We start from the raw sequence: 23,188 nt of genomic DNA, 5'->3' as shown, positions 1-23,188 counted from the left end.
CACCCGATGATGTTCATCAGCGTAGATTTACCGGAACCTGACGGTCCCATGATGGCAACGAACTCTCCATGATCAATATCTAAAGAGACATCATCTAAAGCTTTAATCGTTTCCTCGCCCATCGTATAGTATTTACTAGCATTCTCGATATGGATTAACGTTATCACCTTCACCTCCATTACTTGCACAGGGTCCAAATAAATGAAGTATCGGAATTTTTTGAGGTTGTGAACACGAAGCAACGTAGAATTCCGATAACTGATCTTTCCGTATCTAACGAAAGGTACCAATAGGTAAGCATATCATCTCCAGCTTTTTCCCTATTCAACACGGAGTATGCTCCCAGCACTCCGCGTTCCCTCTAACTGAATGTACTAGATTATAAGTTCCACCTTACTTAGGATAAGGTGCTTAAGTATTCCATTATCGTTAAGCTCGTACTTTGGCATCCAATTGTCGGCAACCTTTCCTATCTTTAACGTTAACGTACTTTAGAATATTTTTTTCATATATCAATTAAACCATTGCTAGGAGTTTCATTCTTAAGCCGTCCCCCTTTCCAATCCGATTCACTTTTAATTGATTGTTCGCCATCAGCCAGGCAGTCCCCTCATCTCGCTGGGGACGACGCCCCAATATTTCTGAAATTGCTTAGAGAAGAAGCCGACATTAATATAGCCAACCATGCGCGCCGCATCATGCACCTTGGACCCATCGATCAAATGCTGCCTAGCACGCAGCATCTTCCGTTCCATCACATAATCGGAGTACGACTTCTTCATATTATGCTTAAACAATCGGCTTAAATAGGAAGAGTTGATATAAAAGCGGTTGGCCATGCTTTGCAGGCTGATATCCATATCAATGTGCTCCTCGATCAGGTGCAGCATATCTTGAATAAGCTTGCTGCTTCCGGTGTTGCGGCGCTGTGCGGCGAAAGCGAGGATTTTGCGGACGATCCGTCTGAGAAAGGAGGCAATCTGTTCCCTCGTTACGAAACTGCTCAAATGATACAGCAGCGCCGCATCCTCCTGAAGCACAGCAGCAACGGACCAATTGCGTGTATGAATGCTCTGGGTCAATAAGCTGCTCAAGAGCAGCACCTGCTCCTGAATGATCACGGCAGAGGTAGCGGTCTGGCCTAATTCGCCAATCAACTCTTCCATCGCCTTCATTGCATTCTCCTCATCTTCCATATCCAGGGCAACGGTAAGGCAGCGCAAGGAGGCCGGCTGAAACCATACGCTCGGCTGGTCTTCCTCCAACTGTAGGTCAGGGTGATGAAGAGCCAGATGACGGCCGTAAACCACACGTGTCAGAAGAGCGCGTTTGGCCAGGCGCAAGGAGTGTATGGCCTCGCTGCGGTCCGCGAAAACGCTGCCGATGCCAGCGCTGGCCGTCAGCTTCAAACAGTCCTTGACGACAGACAGCACCTTGACCGCCAGAAAATTGATTCGCTGCTGAAATTCCCCCTCATGCTCACTGCTCCTGCTGTGAAACAACGCAAGAATAGAACCGTAAGAATCATGAAGTACGAAGCAATCGCTTCCCCTTAAGCATTCTTCCGTGATACTGTAGAGGGAGAACTGTAGCAAACCCGTATCCTGTTTGGAAAATCGGACCTCCGCTTCCTCCAGCGGGTCCATCTCAAACACGACGACGGCAAAGAAGTGGCTGTCCGCTAGCCGGATTCCCAGCTTCTCCGACTGCTGTTTTAGCTGCCAATCTGTATAATGGCCGTTCATCCAGCTCTCATAGAAGTGCGCCTTGAGCTTGGGCAAATATTGCTCCCAGTTCGTCTCTAGTAGATGCCGCTCATGACGCTCCGCCCGCTCGCTTTGCAGTTGTCCGGCAGCGTTCAGCACTGCCTTCATTACTTCATCGTTGCCGGCCGGCTTGAGCAGAAAATGGCTGACACCGATATCGATTGAGGCTCTCGCATATTCGAAATCGTCATGGCCGCTAAGGATGATAATTTTCAAATCCTTCTCGGTTTCTCTGATTTTGGCGGCAAGATCCAGCCCATTGATGCCTGGTAGCCGAATATCCAGCAGCAGCAGGTCCGGTTTAACCCGCTCCACCATTCGCCACGCATCGAGCCCGTCTCCTACCTCGGCAGCCACGTGAATGCCATGCTCCTCCCAAGGTATCGTTTGCACGAGCCTTTGCCGAATATCAACTTCATCTTCTATGATCATCAGATTCATGTCATTTTCCTCCTATTGGATCCGTACAAGAGGCCAGTGGAATCGTGACCAACACGACGGTGCCCTCGTGTTCCACACTGTCTATATGCAATTCTGCCTGATCCCCGTAATAGAGAATCAATCGGGTCTTGACGTTACGCAGGCCGAACAGCTCCTTCACATCATGCCGCAGCGTCTTCATATCGGTACTCCCGATCGCGCCTAGCTCGTTTTGAATAAAGAGCAAACGCTCAGGTGCTATCCCTCTTCCATTATCGGTAATGCGAATATGCAGGCGCTCCTGCTCGGGGTATGCCTCGATGTTCAGCTGTCCCTTCCCTGACTTCTGTTCTAAGCCATGCACGATTGCATTCTCCACAAGCGGCTGAAGAATCAGCTTCAACAGCATGCAGGATCGCACGGCATCATCCACCCGGATGTCCACCTGCAGTCGACCCTTGAAGCGAAGTTGCTGCACATTAATGTAATATCCCAAATGAACGACCGTCTCCTCCGTCGTGAACACTTCCTTGCCCCTGCCGATGCTAATCCGGAAAAATTTCGACAAATTAAGCACCATCTCTCCTATCTGGTCCGCGCCTACCAAAATCGCTGATGAATAGATGGAATCGAGTGTATTGTATAGAAAGTGAGGATTAATCTGCGATTGCAGCAGCTTCAGCTCCGTTTGAATGATGCGCAGCTCCTTGTCGTAGATGTCGCGAATCATTAAACGCTGCTGATCCATCATTTCATTGAATGTATCCATCATATACCCGAACTCATCTGCCCTCTTGTGCTCGATGCGAACATCCAGACGCCCAAGCCGTATCTCCTTCATGCCTCGGATTAGCTTCCTCAGTGGAAACGAAATCCCCCTGTACATGAACCAGGCTACTATAACAGCGATAGCAAGACTAATGGCCGTAATGACATAGGTCTGATCGCGTAGCTGACTGGACTTCTCGAACAGAGCATTCTGCGGCTGTAACATCAAGAGCGACCATCCGGTGCTAGGTGAAGCCACCTTTACCATCATAAGCGACTGCTCCCCCACGCGAAACGTACCGAAATCGCCCCCCTTTACTTCCCAATCAGGAGGCGGATTGCTGCCGGGTGTGCCTACCGCCAATCGGCCGTCCGGGGTAAATAAATAGATCGTTCCCTGGCCAGGATCCGCTAGCCGCCCAATAAGTCCGTATAAGTATTCCTTGCGTATGGAAGCCATGAAGATCGAGGGCTCGCGCAGATGCTCCGACTGGGTCATTAGACGCATTAAGGTAATGACCTCGGTATTGTGAATCAAATCTTTATTCCCAAGAGACGTAAATTGATTCGCTGCAGGAATGTAGTACCAGGGATTACCGTTGGAACGGACCGTTTCGCGGACCCAATCTTCATTCTGCATATCGTTCAGCCGGGAATAACCTGAATCGGAAAGCAACAAGGAAGACGGGGTATGCAAAATCATCGTCTGCGACAGTGTGCGGTTCATCGTGCGAAAATGGATCAATTCGGTCGTCGCCGCCTGAAAGTTGAGGATATCCATCGGCATCAGTTCACCGTCAGCTGCATCCAAATGACGGTTAAGCGTACTGTCCGTCACGACGAGATTGGATAGTTCCTCAACATTCAGCAGTGTCGTATCGATGAACTGCATAGCGGACTGCATGACGCCTTTCGTTCGCTCCATCGCCTGCTCCTTCAGAATGAGCTGCGACTTGTTCTGAGCATACAGATTCATCGCGACAAGCGGCAGCAAAATAAGCAAAAAATAACTCGTAATTCGAATATGCACCGACTCCGCATACAGACGCTTCCAGTATCTCCACATCACTGTTACCTCCAAGCCTTTCAAGCAAAGAAAGATGCTCTGTTAGAGAGCACCTTGACTTGACTTCAATTCTATTTTATTTTCGATTCTTGCTGTACCATTCATTCACTTCGCGCGTCATCTCGTCTCCGCCTTCTTTTTTCCATTGCTTTACGAATGCGTCAAAATCATCGATCGGGCTTGTCCCCATAATGATTTTGGTGAATGATTCCTCCATCGTCTTTTTCAGTTGCGAACTGTACTTACCAAGAATTTCTGTTGGAGCTCCATTATATTGATTCGGGATAACATGACTGTTAATTCGGTTAATATTGTCATTCATTTTGAATTCCAGTCCTAACGCGTCGAGTCGCTCCCGCTCTAGCTCGTCATCCCAAGGATTGGCGATTTCGGACAATGTATTGCGATAAATATGCTTGTTATGTTCTTCGAAATTCATCGTCAGCTTGCCGTCCTTGCGCACCCAGATCTGATGTTCGGGCAGACCGAGCTTTAACGTTTCGTGGCCTTGCGTGCTGTTGATCACATCCATCATCTTGATAACTTCTGCAGCATTTTTACTTGTAGCCGGAATGACGGCATAGGAGCCTACAAGATTAATAGCAGCGATTCCCGATTTACCGTCCATGCCTGCTGGATAATCCAGCGCCACCCAATCCGCCTTCGGATCGTTCTTCTTGTTCGTCAAAATCGAGCCCCGCGTTTCGTGCCACTGAGCGGAGAACAGGCCGACCTTGCCGCCTGCTACCTTTTCGTCCACATTCTTCGGCTTATTCAGCGCCCACTCCGAGTCAATCAGCTTATCCTTATACAGCCCGGCGAGATAGCGAAGCGCCTCCTTCGTCTCCGGCAAAATATAGGAATGCATAAGCTGACCATTCCGTTCAACCCAGTTGTTCTGCCCAAACGGAACGCCGAAAGCACCGAATATAGGGCCGGTTCTGGCCAGCTTCTCGCCAATAATCAGGCCGAGCGTGTCGTTCTTTCCGTTACCGTCGGGGTCTTTGGTTGCCAGAGCGCGCATAACCTCCGTGTATTCGTCCAGCGTCTTCGGCGGATTAAGACCGAGCTTAGCCAGCCAATCTTTGCGGACATACATCAGCTCATCGGCTTTCTTGGTGGTCACTCCCGGTAGCGCATAAATCTTACCATCCTCGAACGTAACCTGCTTCCACACTTCCTCGGGGTATGCCTTCTTCAGATTAGGTCCATATTTATCGATCAGCTCGTTCAGCGGTGTGAGCGCTTTCTGCTTTACCAGCTTTGACACCCAAGCGCTGTCCGTGGAACGGATTAAGTCATAACTTTCGCCTGAGGTCATCATAATATTGATCTTGTCCTGGTAACCGTCCGGCGGCGGCGTGGTAACCGTAATGTTTAGATTGGATTGCTGACGGATATAATCCAGGTAAGGATTCGTGTTCTCATTCATGCCATCGGGATACTTGCGTCCAGCATTATCGAGCACCAGCGTCAGTGACTTCTTCACGGCTGGTCCTGCCGAGTTGGATGCTTGCGGAGCGGATTCTCCCTGGGAGCAGGCGCTTCCGAGTACGACAAGTGTAGATAAAGATGCAATGATTATCGTCAGATTTGACCTTTTTTTCATCGTATTAACCCCTTTATTGTAATGGAATTGATGGAATGGAACAATTGTCGTAATGAGGAATTGATTTTAGCGAATCGTACCGCCTTAGAATCAGCATGGTCATCCCTTTACGGAGCCGATCAAAATGCCCTTCACAAAATATTTTTGTAGAAACGGATAGACGATCAGGATCGGAACAGTGCTTGCGATAAGTGCCGCCGCCTTCAGGGATTCGACGGCAAGCAACTGCCGCTCCAAATTGTCGGTTACATTAATAGTCGTTACATTCGCCTGAATCAGATTGCGCAGGTATACCTGCAGCGGGTTGAGCTTGGAATCGGCTACATAAAGCACCGCATCGAAAAATGAGTTCCAATGCGCAACGGCATGAAAGAGCGCGATCGTAGCAATCGCAGGCATTGACAGGGGCACCACAATGCGGTAAAGAATTCCCTGGTTCGAGCAGCCGTCGATACGAGCCGATTCCTCCAACTCAGTGGGGACGCTCTGGAAAAAGTTTTTCATAATAATCACATTAAAAGCGCTGATCGCTCCCGGGAGCAGGAAGGCCCAAAATGAATTGTAAAGCCCCAGCTCCTTGACGATCAGATAGGTCGGTATCATCCCACCGTTGAACATCATCGTGAATACGATCAAAAAGAGAATAAAATGTCTGCCTTTAATATAAGACTTGGAGAGTGGATAAGCGAGCAGAACCGTCAGCAGCACGTTCAGGCACGTTCCCAGTACGGTACGCCAGGTGCTGACTAGGAACGCTTGCCGGAACGCATTGTCGTCGAATACTTTGCCGTAAGCCTCCCAGGTGAATTCCACTGGCAGGAACGACACCTCTCCACTCATGACTGCCCGGTAGCTGCTGAACGATTGAGCCAAAATGTGCACGAACGGCGCCAGCGCCAGTAGACTGAACGCTCCGAGCAGCGCATAATTCCATAGATGTCCGATCTTTTCTTGCCGGCTAAATCTCATTTGTGGTTCCCCCTTTCCCTGAATTTGCAATTAATAGACGCCTTCATGGCCCGCTCTTTTGGCCATACGATTGAAGAAAATGACCAGCGCAAGGCCAATAACCGACTTGAACAAGCCGACAGCCGTTGAGAAACTGAATTCGGATTGGCTGATACCTACCCGATACACATACGTTTCGATGACATCTCCAACCTCGTAGACCATCGAATTGTAAAGTACAAATATTTGTTCGAAGCCTACATCCAGCACGTGCCCCAAGCGGAGGATGAACAGAATGATGATCGTACCTAGCAACGAGGGCAGCGTAATATGCCTGATCTGCTGCCACTTGCCCGCTCCGTCGATGACGGCGGCTTCGTACAATTGAGGATCTATGGAAACTATCGCCGCCAAATAAATAATGGCTCCCCAGCCAACTTCTTTCCAAATATCGCTCGCCACAATCACGGTCCGGAACCAGTCAGCGTCAGCCAGGAAGAAGATCGGCTCGATGCTAAACCAGCCAAGCATGGCGTTAACCACACCAGTAACCGGAGACAGCAGATTGACTAGAATACCCCCAATAATGACCCACGACAAAAAATGGGGCAAATAGGCGAGCGTCTGAACGGTCCGCTTGAACATAAGATGCCGCACCTCATTAAGCATCAGCGCCAAAATAATGGGTCCCGGGAAGCCCCAGATCAGCTTGTAAAGGCTGATTAACAGCGTGTTGCGGAATACCTGATAAAACTCGCGGTCCGTAAACATTTCGCGAAAATGCATCCATCCGACCCATTCACTGCCCCTCACCCCTTGAAATGGACTGTAATCTTGAAACGCAATCACGATTCCCCACATCGGCGCATACTTGAATACGAGAAAGTAAACAATTCCCGGTACCATGATCAGATACAGATCCCAGTAGTCCTTCAGATGCCCGTATCGGTTACGATTACGCTTCGCTTTCATTATAGGTTGGATGGCATAATCATTGCTTACAGCTTTACTTGCAGCATGCATAACGCCCCTCCTCCTCTCCTTCTAGCACTGCCTGTGCTTGCGTTTCATTACCGATAGTTTGTTTCCTTGGCCTAATTTCATTCTAGGCCATTCGATATACGGTTTCTATCCAAGCACAATGACATCACCTGCACCTCTCATGACATCGTGATCGATTCGTTCGTCCTGACGGAAAGTCATCAGGAGACGCCATCGTGTCATGAACCGATATGTCCAATGGAGTTGACTTTCGTTATTCTGGATAGGAGTTTACAACGAAAGGGTGCGTATATAGATGAAGGAAATTCAAACAGACCTCGTTATTGTCGGCGGAGGAACGGGCGGATGTGCCGCTGCGTTGGCCGCCTGCAGGATGGGATACAAGGTTGTCATGACTGAGGAGACCATGTGGATCGGAGGACAGCTAACTAGCCAGGCTGTGCCTCCCGATGAGCATCCGTGGATCGAGCAGTTCGGCTGCACGCGCAGCTATCGGCAGTTCCGCGATCAGGTCCGCGCCTTCTACAAGGACGGGTTCCCGCTCACCGAAGCCGCGCGATCGAATCCCGTGTTCAACCCCGGCAACGGGTACGTGAGCAGGCTGTGCCATGAGCCGCGGGCTGCCTTGTCGGTATTGGAGCGTATGCTGTCCCCCTATATGCACAGCGGACGGCTGATGCTTCTTACTCAGCGTCGGGCAATTGGAGCGGAGACGGATGGAGACCGCGTAACAACAGTAAAGGTCGTGCATTCGCTGTCTGGCGAAGTGACTGTGCTTCATGCGACTTATTTTCTCGATGCTACGGAATGCGGAGACCTGCTGCCGATGACAGGTACGGAGTATGTCACCGGCTCGGAGTCCAGAAGCGAGACCGACGAGCCGCACGCATTGGCGGGAGTGGCCGATCCGCTGGATATGCAGGCGATTACGCATTGCTTCGCGGTCGACTATCTGGAAGGAGAAGATCATACGATCGACAAGCCTGAGCAGTATGCTTTCTGGAACAGCTACAAGGCAGATTTCTGGCCGGACAAGCAACTCAGCTGGACTGTGCCCCATTACATTACGCATGAACCGACCATTTATCATTTGTTTCCGTCGGAAGGTCCGGACAATCGTTGGCTGTACAGGCGCATTCTGGACCGCAGCAACTTTACTCCTGGCTTCCTCGCCAGCGATATTACACTCGTCAATTGGCCGCAGAATGACTACTGGCTAGGTCCCATATTCGAGGTCAGCGAGGAAGAACGTCTGCGCCATCTGGAAGGAGCCAAGCAGCTCAGCCTCTCATTGCTCTATTGGATGCAGACCGAAGCCCCGCGCGCAGACGGTAAAATGGGCTTCCCAGGACTTCGTTTGCGGGGAGACGTAACAGGAACTGAGGACGGCTTGGCGATGGCTCCTTATATCCGTGAGTCGCGTAGAATTCGCGCCCAGTTCACTGTACTGGAGCAGCATATCGGCGTAGAGGCGAGGCAGTCGGCGGGCTTCAATAGTGCAGAGACATTCGTCGATTCCGTAGGCATCGGCTGCTATCGGCTGGATCTTCACCCGAGCACAGGCAATCGCAACTATATCGACATTGCCTCCTATCCTTTCCAGATCCCTCTGGGCAGCCTTATTCCGATCCGCATGAAGAATCTGCTGCCCGCCTGCAAAAATATCGGCGTCACCCACATCACCAACGGCTCCTACCGCCTGCATCCTGTGGAATGGAATATCGGTGAAGCGGCGGGATACCTGTCCGCATACTGCATGACCCGTGGCGTTCAACCGGTGGAGGTGTGGAGCAACAAAGATCAGCTTGAGGAATTCCAGCGCTTGCTAACGCGAGAGGGCATTGAGCTGAAATGGCCGCATATACACGAGGTATGAGTGAGATTGCATGCTCACAAGTCAGCTAAAGCGCGCAAAGGACCGTCCGGAATGTTACCGGACGGTCCTCTTTTTTCATTCTTGAGACACTTTCAATACGTTTCCTTAAAGAAGCTAACATCATCCACTCGAATCCACTGATTAGCTCCGGCATTGGAGTAGAACACAATCTTCGCTTGTCCGTTCGTGACGGGAACATGTTGAAGCTGAATCTGCTGCCACGTGGAGCTTGCGGTAATATTGCGAATTACTTCAGCACCACCGTAGTCCTTTACCGACATCTGGGCGGTCGTCTGCCCTCCGCTCGACTGCACCCAAGCCGTCAAGGTGTACAAGCCATTGGTCAGCCCCGTAACCGTCTGGTGTGTTGCCACTTCATAAGCAGCCGATTTGTTATGCGTCAGACGCCAGCTCCAGCTGTATCCGCCAGTCTCCGTATAATCCGCATTGGCATGTGTACCGGATGAGCCTCCCCAAGTGCTCCAGCTCTTGGCTGACTGGGCCTCATCCATGTCTGCCTCGAAGCCGGGATTGCGAAGCGCATTGACGCCGGCACCGTTCAACATCGCCTTGATGGCATCCAGACGCTCGGTGCCTTGGGCATGTGTAGGAACAAGCCAGCCTCCTTCGCAAACCTCATTCCATGCAAAAGCCAATACCGTATTGGCTTCTACAGCAGTCGTATGATTGCGGGCGAAATCCATACCCGCCTTAAAGTGCCCAGCGATCTCGCCGGGTGTCGGCTGTTTATAGTAAGGGCCACCGCCACCACCCCAAGGTGGAGGGGTTATCGTGCGGGGTGATTTATCCCAACCTGTCGAGATATCCGGGACAAAAGGCTTACCAGAATTGGCATAATCGTCCCATGAATCTGCCTGAGCTTGAGCAAGCGCTGAGAACGGCGATGGATTATTCATGTCCTGACTACCGTTAAGACCTGAATAGCCGTAGCGCCCAATCGCATCCAAGCCGTACTTATTCAACTGCGACACCGCAGTGTTTAATTGCCAATGCATCGCAACAATATAAGGATCACCTAAGCCGGCATCCACAGTCTTTTGGCGCAGCAGATCGATATTCGTTTGGGTTGGTGTCCCTGAGCCGTAATAAGTCTCCATATCCGCTACATTGAAAATATAAACCAAAGGCCGGTTACCCAACACCTTCACATAAGTAGGCTCCTCGAACCATTCCACCATCTGATCCACCCGCTGCGACCAGGTTTGCTGAGCATTGTACCTATGGATAATCACGGAGAAATCCAGATCTTCCTTATAGGCGCTTGCCAAATATTTATGCAGCGCATACGCTTCCGCTACATTGGGACTCGTATCCGGTCCACTGACGAACGCCCAGTAATCAATGCCCGCATTATGCGCATATTGAATTTGCTGATCGATCGTCGATTGGCTATTTTCATTGCCGCTAACCTGAGTCGAAGAATCAATGCTGAGAAAATAAGGCACCCGATCGTGATACTGCTGCGGACCTAGCGAGTTAAGATCGGCGCAGGTGCTGTTGCTGAAGCAATCCCAACGGATGACACCTAGCAAAGGACTGTTTGCAGCAACGGCAGGCGGTGACGAGAGGATAGCACCTAGTCCACACAGCAGCGTAAAGCCAGCAACCAAGGTAGTGAAGCCCGCCAACCTTTGCAACCAGCTCTTGCATCTCTTTTCCTTCTTGCCATGTTCCATTTTCACTATAAAACCTCCTTCAAATTAGAATGTGGCGCCAAGCCGACCACTTCCTCACAGTCATCCGCTTGGCACCTTGTATTCTTGATGGTTTCCTAACCTGTTTCCCTGCAACTTCGCATCCAATCTCGTTAGTCTTATAGTCGATTATGGATTCATAAATTCGCTATACACAAGCATTCTCTTTAGCAGCACGGCCGTCTCTGCTCTTGTCGTACTGGAATTCGGAGCAAGCCTTCCCTGCTCATCTCCCTGCATAATTTTGGCGGCAACTACACTTGCCAATGCGGTCTGAGCCCAACTACCAACTTGCCCTGCATCGTTAAACTTGCCAAGAACCATCCCCGTATCAGTCGGCAAAGCTAATCTTTTACCTGTAAAAGAGCTTACTCGTTCGAGCACAACGGCTATTTCCTCCCGAGTTATGTTCGCCAGAGGCCGGAACGTTCCATCCTCATACCCATTCATCAGTCCGGCTGCATGAACAGCACTGACTGCTTCTGTGAACCAGTTTTCCTCCGCATCCGCAAACGGCCGCTCTTGCAACGAACCATCGCTTTCCAACGCAAGTGCTCTAGTTAACATAGCCGCCCATTCCGCCCTTGTGACAATTCCATCAGGATCGAAGGCTAGCTCTGACTTGCCTTTCACTATCAATTTGGCTGCCAAAGCTTCAACATCCTCGCGCGACCAGTGCTGCGCCAGGTCGGCAAAAGAAGGCTTAACCTGTAGCAGCGCATAGATACTGTTACCACGGCGTTTCAGCTCAATCGACGTCTTCTCACCCGAAGAGGTGACAATCGTAGGCACCGGCGTATAGCTGCCAGTAACCGGATCGTAATATACGCCAACCGTCGTCTTCGCATCCAGCTGACCGTCAACATGCATAGATCGGCTCACATATCGGTCGAAGGATACGACAACCAGCTGCTTACCGTCCTCGTTCTCCGCTTTCAATTCATAATGAAGCGGCTCACCGATCAGTGCTGCTCCGAAAGCAATAGCCCCATCGCGTATAGCAGCTACAGTAACCGCATCTGCTTTCGTGATCGATAGCGTCAGTGTAAGATTTCCCAGACTTTCCTGCAGCAAATTCCCTATCTTGTCGGTACGAGCTGCCTGCAGCGGAAGCTTGTAAGAGCCGAGCGGAGTGACGAATTCGAGCTCCAAATCCGCGTTCCTAGTCGCTAGTTCTGTGAGCTGAGCGCCTGTTATGTCTAAGGAATAGGTAGAGCCCCTAGCCTTGCCCGCTTCAATTAGGACTTTTCCACTTGCAATCTGCTGCTCTGTAATCGTCACTATGCTGCCATCGTTGAGCGTAAGAGCCACACCTTTGGCAGCCGAATTACCGGGCTTGACTTCAGGTTGTCCCGCTCCGACCTGGCCAGGTCCCCCTCCCGTTTGGGTGCCTCCATCAACGGATTCGCTCCAATCTCCACCGCTGCTATATGCAGTTACGATTAACTCTGCGCTCGCTGTCCATGACTTGTATGTCGCCGAAATTACCGTAGTTCCTTCACTATAAGCACTAATCATTCCATTGGTAGTTGTGACTGCAACACGAGGATTTGCAATCAGAATGTCCGCTCCTGCGGTAACATCGATATTCGTACCTTTGTAAACGAGTTCTACAACCGTTTGCAGTCTATCTCCTTCCGTGAGACTGTAGCGCGTCTTATTGAACCGAAGCCGTGGCTGTGCATAAACTCGTAGTTCCGCAGAAGCCTCTAGCTTACCTGCATACACGGCACGGATGACCGTGCTGCCTTCGCTTATTGCCATAATCCCTCCTTTGACATTGACCGTTGCCACTGCCTCATCGCCGCTGTTCCATTGCAAAGGAGCTGCGCTGATCGGATAGCCATTCTGATCGATAAGTTTTGCCGACCACTGGGCTGATTCTCCGACAGTCAGCGTCTCCGAGGAAGGTACGATGACAACTCCGCTTGGCTGTTTGTTGACCAGAAGCTCTCTCGCTTCTGCAGCCTTGGCTGCGTAGACTGGCGTCACCAAATCCTGAGCGAAAACTTCGATCATATCGCTTCCCATGCTCGCCGCCTTGCGAATCGCTTCGTAGAGATATTCCGGATTCGCCTTCTTGACCGAATATACGTCAATTAGCTGTCCCTGCAGCTTCATCCGGTCGGACGCCTCCGCCCAAATTTCAATGCCTTCATTGCCTCGCTCGAACCAATCCTCGTAGGTAATATAGGCAATCTGCGAATTCAGACGGGGGCCGAGCTTATCGAACGCATAGTCCCTCAGCTCTCTTGGAATCTCGTTATTGCGCTGCTGGGTAATATAATTATTCAGCAACAGCGAAATCGATTTGTTCGGAAATGCTTGATCATAAGCATCAATCATGCGCTTCCACGCACCAATCAGCTTATCCGACGTATAGCCGATTCTGGTCACATCATAATCGTTTAACACCAGATTGGTTTCCAGACCGTTGCTTAAGGAAGGCCCGGTTACCTGCACCGCTCCAATCGCCGCCTCATCGGCATAGCGAGCTGACAGCGCCTTAATCATATTCTCCATAATGGACAAATACACGGGATCCCACGGAACAGGAGCTGAAGCATCATAGCTCCCGGGATCAACCAGATCCGTGACCAGATTCCAGTTGAACTTGACTGCTCCTTTGGTGTATACCCATTCAGGAACCCATCTTCCAGGTAAAATAGCGATCTTAAGCGGTTTGCCATACTTCCTGCTCAGATAGATCATCTCATCGATGTAATCCCAATTGTAGACACCCTCGGTCGGTTCCAGGACAGACAGGCCGGAGTAATAAGTAATACCGTCCACATGCCCGGAAGCGATAGCTTGCTCGGCCGTACTGCTAGTTAAATCATTGTTGCGAACAATAACATGAATACCTTGTTCACCGTGATGGGCCGGAAACGGTTCCGAAGGATTCGTGCCTGCTCCAGGCTCTTCCGGTACTTCCGGCAAACCTGACACAGCGAATGGCGATTGCTCAGTGCCATCACCGGTGAATTGTAAGCCGGATTTCAGATACATCGCCGGTCTTACTCCACGAGTTCCGGTTATCGCATTGCCATTGAGCGGAACCTTCAGATCAGCAGCTACATATCTGACCGCATTCGAGTTCTGCGATACCGCATCACGGGTCCAATAAGGAGCTGCTATTCCCGAATTAGCCGGGTCATAAATTGAATTCGACTGTTCCAAAGCTTGGTCAGTCGCATATCCAGTTAACTTCTCAGGGAAGCGGTCTACGACATATTCCTTCAGTTCCTTCAAAGAAAGTAGAAAGACGCTGTCCGTAGTAAGTCCATAACGTGCGGAATCATAATTAGCTAGCGCCGTGGATACGGAAGCGTCCAGAAACTGATGATCCCCTGCCCCACCGCTTTTCAGGCTATCATCTACGGCAGCCAGCATATGTCGATGGGTAACCGGTACGATCACAGAGCGTTCCGCTGCCTTCATATTTCCCTGCGACAGGAAGCCTTGTTCGCCAGCATAAGCATTGTAGCCATTCCATACGCGGAATGTTCTGGGTGATAATGCATTCCACTGAACCTGTTGCTGATGACTGTTCAGCCAGTCTCGCATATTGCTTTCGCTCCAAAGATTGGAGCCATTTCCCTTACGCGACGTACCGCCTCGTCCACCCGGATCGTCACCGGATGCATCGAACGGCTTAAGCGAAATAATACGGTCGGCAAACAACAGCAATTCCTTGTTGCCATCGCCATTTACATCCTCAGCATGAATAACCCGGTACTTCACAGGCTCATTCAAATAACTCCCGAACGATACATATTTGCCAATCATCGTATCTACCGGGTCTGCTTCTCTCGTCACAGAGAAGGGCGATTGCTTCGTGCCTTCACCGGTGAATTGCAAGTCGGATTTCAGATACATCGCCGGTCTTACTCCACGAGTGCCCGTTATCGCATTGCCATTAAGCGGAGTCTTAAGATCGGCAGCTACATATCTGACCGCATACGAGTTCTGCGATACCGCATCACGGGTCCAATAAGGTGCCGCAATTCCCGAATTAGCCGGGTCATAGATTGAATTCGACTGTTCCAAAGCTTGGTCAGTCACATATCCAGTTAGCTGCTCCGGGAAGCGGTCTACGACATACTCCTTCAGTTCCTTCAAAGAAAGCAGGAAGACACCGTCTGTAGTAAGTCCGTAACGCGCCGAATCATAATTAGCTAGCGCCGTGGATATGGAAGCGTCCAGAAACTGATGATCCCCTGCCCCGCCGCTCTTCAAGCTATCATCTACGGCTGCTAGCATATGCCGATGGGTAACCGGTACGATGAAGGAACGTTCCGCATCCGTCATATTTCCCTGCGATAGGAAGCCTCCTTCGTCAGCATAAGCATTGTAGCCATTCCATACGCGGATTGATTCGGGCGATAACGCATTCCACTGAACCTGTGGCTGATCACTGTTCAGCCAGTCTCGCATATTGCTTTCGCTCCATAGATTGGAGCCGTTTCCCTTGCGCGATGTACCGCCTCGTCCACCCGGATCGTCACCGGATGCGTCGAACGGTTTGAGCGAAATAATACGATCGGCAAACAACAGCAATTCCTTGATGCCATCGCCATTCACATCCTCAGCATGAATAATTCGGTATTTCACGGGCTCATTCAAATAACCCCCGAGTGTTACATATTTGCCAATCATCGCATCTGCCGGACCTGCTTCCTCGGCAGCTGCACCTGTGGCAAATGAGCTGAAAGCGATTGCAACAGTGAGTAAAAGAATCGCTGCGCGGACGAAAAGTCGCCTGATTATTCGGTTCATGATGTCCATATTTCCCTCCTTGTGATGAAGTTATCTGAAACTAATGTCAGTATACGCGGAAGAAGAGCGGCTTCCTATTACACTCGCATGACATATTCAGTCTCTTTGATGACCTATGGGCTCATAATGAACGCCGTATTCCGAAGCACATACATAATCTGAGCGTGCTCCTCCTGCTACGAAGAAAAAGTCGGATTATGTTCGATTTCGATATATATCTTGAAAATAATAAGCCATCAGGAAAGTCATGTCTTTTAAAATCGTCAATATCATCGTTTCTTACCAAGCATAGATTTAAATGAAAAAACACCGCCTTTTTCGGGCGATGTTTATTTCGAGCAATTCCATGCGTGTACTTTAATAACCGCTGCAAGCAAACGTTTCATACTGCAGAACAGACGTTGAAGGGAATCAAGGCCATGCATATGATTAGTAAAGGTCAGGCGGAAAATAATTCGTCTGTCCTTTCTGCTGTTGAATGGCTCAATAAAATATTTGGGATAGTGGCATAGCTAATTTACAACTAGGTGGGCATTTGCTAACCTTTTTAATTCTTGCACCACAACCATATTTCTAATATAACAAGGGTGTTCATGAGCAAATTTTTTTCCATTATTTCCAACCTGCCATAAATACACCAAAGGAGCCACTCTCGTGACTCCCCGAAAATTTAAATTTTCTTATCTATTGATTATGAGGCACTGTAACGGTTACAGATGTATTCGTTTGGTTGCCAGCCTGGTCGGTTATCGTATAAGTAACCGTGTATATACGTCCCGTACCGTTGCCTAGTCTTTCGGCACGCAAGTTAAAAGAAGCGACCGCAGTACCCAAATCGGCTTGAATGTCGCCTTGGCCGCTGTCCGGCTCATTGCTCGTGATCGAGGTTAACACCACCGATGCAACGCCTGATACGGCATCGCGCGAATTTAATGCGGCATTTATCGCCACCATTTTGTGATTCGCCGGCCATAGAGACGTTTTATCTAATTGAACGGTTAGGGTTGGTGCTGTTGTGTCGATTTTAAACTCGATGGTTTGGATCTGTTCTACATTGCCTGCTTGATCCGTGCTGCGATAATTGACGCTATAAATCCCATCACTGAAGGCAGGCATGGAACCCTTATAGGTGATCCATTCCCCGTTATTCACTTGGTATTCTATTTTCTCCATGCCGGATAAATGATCCGAAGCATATACGCTTACCGTTACAGACGAAGTATACCAACCATTGCTGCCGTTAGGTACAGCAGGGCTTAAAGATGCGACACTTACGGGTGCTATCTTATCGATATTGCTTACCACATAGGTGGTTACATTCGATACGTTGCCTGCAGCATCCGTTCCTCTTGCATACACCGTATCATTATCTAAAATGAGGACAGGTGACGTGTACGCAGTCCAAGTACCATTTTCGCCCACTTTGTATTCTTTCATCGATACATCAGCCGGATAGCTGATCGATACAGTGACACCAGTGTTAGTTGGCGCTATAATATCTGCTGCTAACGTTGCATCTGTCGGCGGTGTTTTATCAATCTGAACCGTTAGCGTTTGTTGGGCTTCTATGTTGCCTGCTTGATCTGTGCTACGATAATTAACGGTATAAATCCCTTCACCGAATGCAGGTATGGAACCATTATAAGTGATCCAATCCCCGTAATTCACTTGGTACTCTATTTTCGCGACTCCTGATAAATTATCCATGGCTGATATGCTTACCGTTGCATCCAACTTATACCATCCATTGCTGCCGTCAGGTTCAGCAGGACTTACAGATGCGACACTTACTGGTGCTATCTTATCGATATTGCCAGTTGCACCGATAGTCGACCATTGCTTGGGCGTTAATGTGTCATAAGGACCTAACCCGACATCCTTGGGAACCATATCCGTGTGGGCAGGGGCATCTGTAGAAAACACCTCTCTTATCCCGTCCAGATAACCAAAACCTGAAATATTGCTAGGTATCAGGGCATGCCCTTCCGCTATTTCATTCCAATTGCCCAATAATAGCAGCCTGCTCCCAAGAGAGGCAGCCTCATCTCCATTATCTGGCATATAGTTACTCTTTAACCATTCCAAGCCTGCTTTCCATTCATTCAGCGGAATATTGGTCTTGCGCTCCGACATTCCCCAGGGTTCGTCTCCCCATCCCTGAGAAATCGATGAAATGGCAGGGAGAGCATTGGTATTTTTCTGATTTTGCAGCCGGTCCAATTGTTTGACCATTTCATTTGAAGTATGGTTATAAATGTAGGTATAGTCATAGCCTCGCTCTTTTAGCTCCTGGGATTTGGCCGCATCCGCTCCGCTAAGCTGGGCAAGAAAGATGGCTCCGGCAAAGCCTTCCGCCCTCAACGCCGCATCAATCTCCTCAAATACGGCTGCATTCCCGCTGTTCCCGCCTAACTGACCTGCCAGATCATCCGTCTTCCATATACCTATAACCGGCTTATTATCAATCAGCAAATAGGACGGATGCTTGAAGTAGCGTTCAATCCAATAGTTGACAACATTCTCCTTGAAATCCTCCGCATCCATGGCTCCTGTGCCATTCTCCCACAGTATGGCAAAGCTGATCCTGTCCGAATATTTGGAATTCAAAAAGCCTTGATGCAGCTTTGCCGAATTTCTCGGCTCCTTGACTGGCGATCCCAATGAACCCTTCGGTCTGTACCAGGCCGGATAGTATAAGCCGATTCCATGCTCCACCATCCACTTGGTTTCCCAATCCGCTAACTCAGGATTCCCTTCATCAAAGTACCCCATGAGAGGTGTCCTGTTATCGTAAGGAGCTATCGCATCATACCCAAAGTGACCTCCCTCCCGCCACAAATCGCAGGTCTGGACACCTACCAAATATGGTGATTCGACAGAGGCAGCAATAGGCTCTGGCACATTGCTGATATAGGTTCCTTGAAATAATTTGACATCATCCAGCCACATGACGCCGGTAGCTTCTCCAGGTGTTATAAATTGTACCGAATTCAGGCTATTAACCGGATTCCTCAGAAAAACCTGGGATGCCTTCCTGATATTATTGACATAGATATCTGCCGTACCCAAGGAGGCATCCGCAACAATCTTCATGCCATACCACATATTCCCTTTATAGTTTTCCCAAAGCTTGACGATTGCCCCATCGGCTGCTTCATAGGCTATATTTCCGTCGTCTGTGACAATCTTTACTCCCGGCACATTTTCGCTTCCAATCACCATGGACATTCCATCCACCTTGGAAGGCAGCAGGAACTCATACTCCAAGGTAATCTGTTCCGCCTGATGCGGATAGCTCTTGGACAAATATACGCTATCCCCAACACTTGTATCCTCCAATTTGAATGAATTCCAATCATAATACAGGTTGCTTCTCATTTCCTGTATATGTCCAATTCCCCCTTCAGTCTGCACAGTCCAACCCGAGGGCATATTACCCGGAGAGGTTGTGATGAAATTATCGTAAATCAAATATCCTTTATAGAGCTCCATCACATTGACGGCCAGCTTGGCCACACCTTGCTCCGGTGTCCGGATATACACATTATCCAGTGTGCTTGCAGGATTGCTGAAGCTGGCAGCCTCTATTTTATGACCTGCTCCATTTATATAAACACTGGCCTTACCGGCATCCAGATCGGCAATCACCTTGATTCCATACCAGACATTTCCCATGTATCCCGGCATTATAACGGAGCGGCTGCCATCGGTATTCTCATATTCAATATTTCCGTTTGCCGTAATCAATTTAATGGCGGGAACAGCACCATTTCGCAATTCAAAGCTTACGCCATCTGCTTTGGTTACAAAGCGGACCTTGAAATCAAGGGTTACAACCCCTTCCGATTGAGGCAAAAACGGTCTTTCTCCCCAGACACTCTTCATACTGCTGACATCGTCAAAAATGAAAGGGGTTTCATCATTCAGTTTACGTAAACTCGCCGTTCCGCCTTCTTCCCCAACAGTCCAGCTGCTTGGAATCCAGCCCACAGGCTGCCAATAGGAATCATCTATCAAATGGCCTCTATCCAGAGTTCTTGAAATCGCTGCGGAAAACTCCACATAATCCAACTTGGCGGGGTCCTTTCCATAAACCCCTTCCAACGTGAACATATCTCCCTGATTGATATACAAATATTCTTTGGCATGTCTCACATGAAGCGCATCATCATCATACTGCCCCAGCCAATAATCGATCTCCCTTCCATTTTGCTTCAGCTTGTAAACGCTGTCATATTTGCCCTCTGCTTCATAATACCCGGCATGGACGGCATAATAGCCGGAAGCACCGTTGAAGGAAAAAGCAGCAATGCCAAGTCCTGGCTTCTCCACCGCAATCCCTTTTCCATTGTGTGCTACTTGAGAATCCTCTACTACGTAGTTACTCAGGCTCATCTCCTCGGCCTCTACAATGATTCCTGAAGGCAAATGCTCCGCATTGGCGTAGTCCCCTAGCGAATATCCCGGAACTGCCGGGTCTGGATTATAGCCCGGAACCTGGACAACTACCTCTTCCTCCAGTTTTTTGATATTTACATCATCAATGTGCAGGGTGCCCATGCTGTCTTTTGCCATGACAAAGTCCATTTTGTTCAGTCCCGCTACGGTAAATCTGAAGGGCTCATCCGTTAAGTACTCTTGATTATCAATGAATAGGTCCAGTGTATCTTTTACAGTATCTGCAATCACTTTAACGCTGTACCACCGATTGGCTTGTAAATTATTCATAATAATTTTCGTTTTGCTTGAGGGTCCTAATATTTTAAGGTTAGTACCATCAATCGCCAGACTGATAGCATTTTTTAGATTTTCCGCAATATACATGGCTTTCCACTTAGAAGGAATCTCCTCCGTCAAAAATTTATACTCCATGGTTACCTTGCCAGTAAGCATGGAGCTGAAATTTTTTGTGGCACTTACCGAGGCTCCCGTTACATTTGTCATTTGTGATTTCGTCAGCTTCATACTTTTACCGGTACTGCCAGGAGTATGCTCTACAGCAACAAAGCCGTTGTTTTCAAGTACAGCCCATCCGTCAGGCGCCATACCAATTTGACCGTCCTCAAAATCATCTGAAATTCCGGAAGCACTATCTGCAGGTGTCTTGCTACCCTCAGCCTTAGTGCCTCTGACACCCGTATATACTTTCACGTTATCAAAATACAGGGTGCCGCTACTGGAATCCCCCATTTTAAACAGCAACTGACCAACATGATTGATGGGATTTCTTAATTTTGCATTATACCATTGTTGCTGCCCGTCAATATAAAAATCGAAGGTATCCGAATCCGTATTGATATCTAATTTCAAATGATACCATTGTCCCGGATTAAAGCCCTGCACCGTTTCAAGCTGTGCGCCGTTGTATATCTTTATATTTCCATTGTCAAACGCTACGGAGGCCGCTATATCTCTATTGCTTCCATCCATGATATAGGCCGCGCATTTCCATTTTTCCAGTTCATCTGTTTTGACATCGTATTCAATACTAACTATGCCACTAACGGGGCTGATTCTTTTCATAACATCCAGATTTCCCGCAGCTTCGATTTTGTGAAGCTTTATACCACCGCTCTCCTCATCAACAATAATACTTCCTCCTTCTGCCAGAGGGTACCACCCATCCCAATCCCCCTCATCAAAAGAATCATCAACAACCATTATGCCGTTCTCAGCCAACTCAGAAGCCAGAGGATCTTCAGCATCAGGCAATGGTTGATTTCCCTCGGACATGGCCGGCGCTACCTGTGGTTCAAAATTGGCCGTTGCTTGTACATTAATCGCATTCATAAACAACATAATCAGTATCCCTATTGTTAGGCATTTATATAGGAATGCTTGTTTCACGCATTTAACCTCCTCTGTTAATCACAAGTTAAATCACTCAACGAATATTGGCAACTAAAGTAAGGATCACTTAATCCAGTTTAGTAGGTTACGTCTCGTCCGTATCGTGAAGCCCCGCAGCCTTTAATCCCGTTTCTTGCAGAACAGCCTTCAGCTCCATCGGATCGTAATCATGAAATCCGGCGAACTGGACACCCGCCCCTCCCTGTCTCTTTAATTCTCTCAGAACACCGGGAAATCCACTTGGCAAGCCTCTCTCAGCATGTATAGTTGTACGGCAAGCTTATGTTTCACACCACATGCCTCCTTACAATCTGACTTCCGCACCCAAATCGGCGGATCGGTACAACGCAGTTAATATTTTTATCATATCGACGCCGTGCTGAGGAATCAAAATCGGTTCTTCCCGGCCCTGCACGACTTGGACAAAATGCTTGATATGTTCGCCGTGCGCATCAACCGTGCGATTCCCCAATATCGGCTGGATATTGACGAGCTGGCCAGCTGTTTCCCCGAACATTTTGAGTTCACCCTTCATTAAGCTTGCTCCAGCCTTCGTACCACGCAGCTCGAGGAATGTTCCTTCTTCCTGCACATTCGATGCCCAACTGAATTCAATCTGCAAGGTGGCGTTGTTGTCGAAGCGGATGAAGCCAGTTGCCAAGTCTTCGACATTGAACGTGCCTTCCTCCTTCTTCTCCCCAAACTGGCTATGCTCGGAATCGGACAAGTCTGTTCCCGCAAACTTACAGTAAGTGGCTCCAGAGACCGCGACCGGCTTCGGATTCCCCATCATCCACAGAGCAAGGTCGATATAATGAACGCCGAGGTCTATCAACGGGCCGCCGCCGGACAGCTCCTTAGTCGTGAACCAGCCGCCCTTGCCGGGAATGCCTCGGCGGCGAAGCCACCCGCAACGGCCGGTATAAATTTCACCCATATGGCCTTCATTGATGTATCGTTTCAAATACTGGGAAGCTAGCGTGAATCGATTATTCCGCATCGTCATTAGTACTTTGCCGCTAGCCGCAGCTGCCTCAGCCATTTCTTCCGCTTTCTCTGGAGAGACGGCATCCGGCTTTTCGCAGAATACGTGTATGCCCGCTTTCAGGGCCGCCACCGCCACCTCCGAATGGTAAAGATTCGGCGTACAAATATCGATTGCATCAATGTCCCCATGACGCAGCAGTTCCCGATAATCTGTATACACGAGGGCAATGCCGTGTTCGTCAGCAAGCTTTTGCGCCCGCTCCTGCACAACGTCGCACAAGGCGACGACCTCAATTTCTGGATGCTCCAACCAGGTAGACAAGTGCGCTGACCTGAAAATGTTTCCTGTTCCAACAACGCCAAGCTTCAATTTACGCGACATTCCGAGTGCTCTCCTTTGTT

The 23,188-nt window shown here is 49.2% G+C and carries 13 protein-coding genes; 1 reads left to right on the top strand and 12 read right to left on the bottom strand.

Going from position 1 to position 23,188, the window contains the following annotated elements:
- The 6 genes from GC102_RS37195 to GC102_RS37170 all read right to left on the bottom strand — a co-directional run.
- Window positions 1–179 (bottom strand): ATP-binding cassette domain-containing protein (locus tag GC102_RS37195; RefSeq protein WP_171693975.1); only part of this gene is annotated, 179 nt, incomplete at its 3' end.
- Between the two features lie 414 nt (window positions 180–593).
- The gene (locus tag GC102_RS37190; RefSeq protein WP_171693972.1) at window positions 594–2,207 is read right to left on the bottom strand and encodes a response regulator; all 1,614 of its coding nucleotides are present in this window, start codon (window positions 2,205–2,207) and stop codon (window positions 594–596) included.
- A 1-nt stretch (window position 2,208) separates the two neighbouring features.
- Window positions 2,209–4,020 (bottom strand): cache domain-containing sensor histidine kinase, encoded by a 1,812-nt coding sequence (locus GC102_RS37185; protein WP_171693971.1) that lies wholly within the window; start codon window positions 4,018–4,020, stop codon window positions 2,209–2,211.
- A gap of 76 nt (window positions 4,021–4,096) precedes the next feature.
- On the bottom strand, window positions 4,097–5,629 hold the full coding sequence (locus GC102_RS37180; protein ID WP_171693970.1) for an extracellular solute-binding protein: 1,533 nt from the start codon (window positions 5,627–5,629) through the stop codon (window positions 4,097–4,099).
- Between the two features lie 99 nt (window positions 5,630–5,728).
- Window positions 5,729–6,598 (bottom strand): carbohydrate ABC transporter permease, encoded by an 870-nt coding sequence (locus GC102_RS37175; protein WP_171693969.1) that lies wholly within the window; start codon window positions 6,596–6,598, stop codon window positions 5,729–5,731.
- Window positions 6,599–6,628: 30 nt separating this feature from the next.
- A complete protein-coding gene (locus GC102_RS37170; protein WP_171693974.1) occupies window positions 6,629–7,549 on the bottom strand; it encodes an ABC transporter permease in 921 nt (306 codons plus the stop codon).
- Window positions 7,550–7,874: 325 nt separating this feature from the next.
- On the opposite strand from GC102_RS37170, the gene GC102_RS37165 reads away from it, so the two are divergent.
- Window positions 7,875–9,455, top strand: a complete 1,581-nt coding sequence (locus GC102_RS37165; RefSeq protein ID WP_171693968.1) for an FAD-dependent oxidoreductase — start codon at window positions 7,875–7,877, stop codon at window positions 9,453–9,455.
- A gap of 92 nt (window positions 9,456–9,547) precedes the next feature.
- On the opposite strand, the gene GC102_RS37160 is transcribed toward GC102_RS37165, so the two are convergent.
- The 6 genes from GC102_RS37160 to GC102_RS37135 all read right to left on the bottom strand — a co-directional run bounded on the left by GC102_RS37160 (window position 9,548) and on the right by GC102_RS37135 (window position 23,168).
- Window positions 9,548–11,152: a glycoside hydrolase family 99-like domain-containing protein gene (locus GC102_RS37160; protein ID WP_246321343.1), complete on the bottom strand. Its 1,605-nt coding sequence runs from the start codon at window positions 11,150–11,152 to the stop codon at window positions 9,548–9,550.
- Window positions 11,153–11,299: 147 nt separating this feature from the next.
- On the bottom strand, window positions 11,300–15,958 hold the full coding sequence (locus tag GC102_RS37155; protein WP_171693966.1) for an S-layer homology domain-containing protein: 4,659 nt from the start codon (window positions 15,956–15,958) through the stop codon (window positions 11,300–11,302).
- A 503-nt stretch (window positions 15,959–16,461) separates the two neighbouring features.
- Complete coding sequence (locus GC102_RS37150; RefSeq protein ID WP_171693965.1) at window positions 16,462–16,599, bottom strand: hypothetical protein; 138 nt, start codon at window positions 16,597–16,599, stop codon at window positions 16,462–16,464.
- A 34-nt stretch (window positions 16,600–16,633) separates the two neighbouring features.
- The gene (locus GC102_RS40465; RefSeq protein ID WP_171693964.1) at window positions 16,634–21,796 is read right to left on the bottom strand and encodes an OmpL47-type beta-barrel domain-containing protein; all 5,163 of its coding nucleotides are present in this window, start codon (window positions 21,794–21,796) and stop codon (window positions 16,634–16,636) included.
- A gap of 88 nt (window positions 21,797–21,884) precedes the next feature.
- Window positions 21,885–22,046, bottom strand: a complete 162-nt coding sequence (locus GC102_RS37140) for a hypothetical protein (RefSeq protein ID WP_171693963.1) — start codon at window positions 22,044–22,046, stop codon at window positions 21,885–21,887.
- 57 nt (window positions 22,047–22,103) lie between these two features.
- Window positions 22,104–23,168: a Gfo/Idh/MocA family protein gene (locus GC102_RS37135; RefSeq protein ID WP_171693962.1), complete on the bottom strand. Its 1,065-nt coding sequence runs from the start codon at window positions 23,166–23,168 to the stop codon at window positions 22,104–22,106.
- Between the last annotated feature and the right edge of the window lie 20 nt (window positions 23,169–23,188).

This window comes from Paenibacillus germinis, assembly GCF_013141785.1.
Classification (GTDB): Bacteria; Bacillota; Bacilli; order Paenibacillales; family NBRC-103111; genus Paenibacillus_E; species Paenibacillus_E phytorum.
Note: the sequence above shows the minus strand (reverse complement) of the source record. Positions and strands in the feature narration are given on the sequence as shown.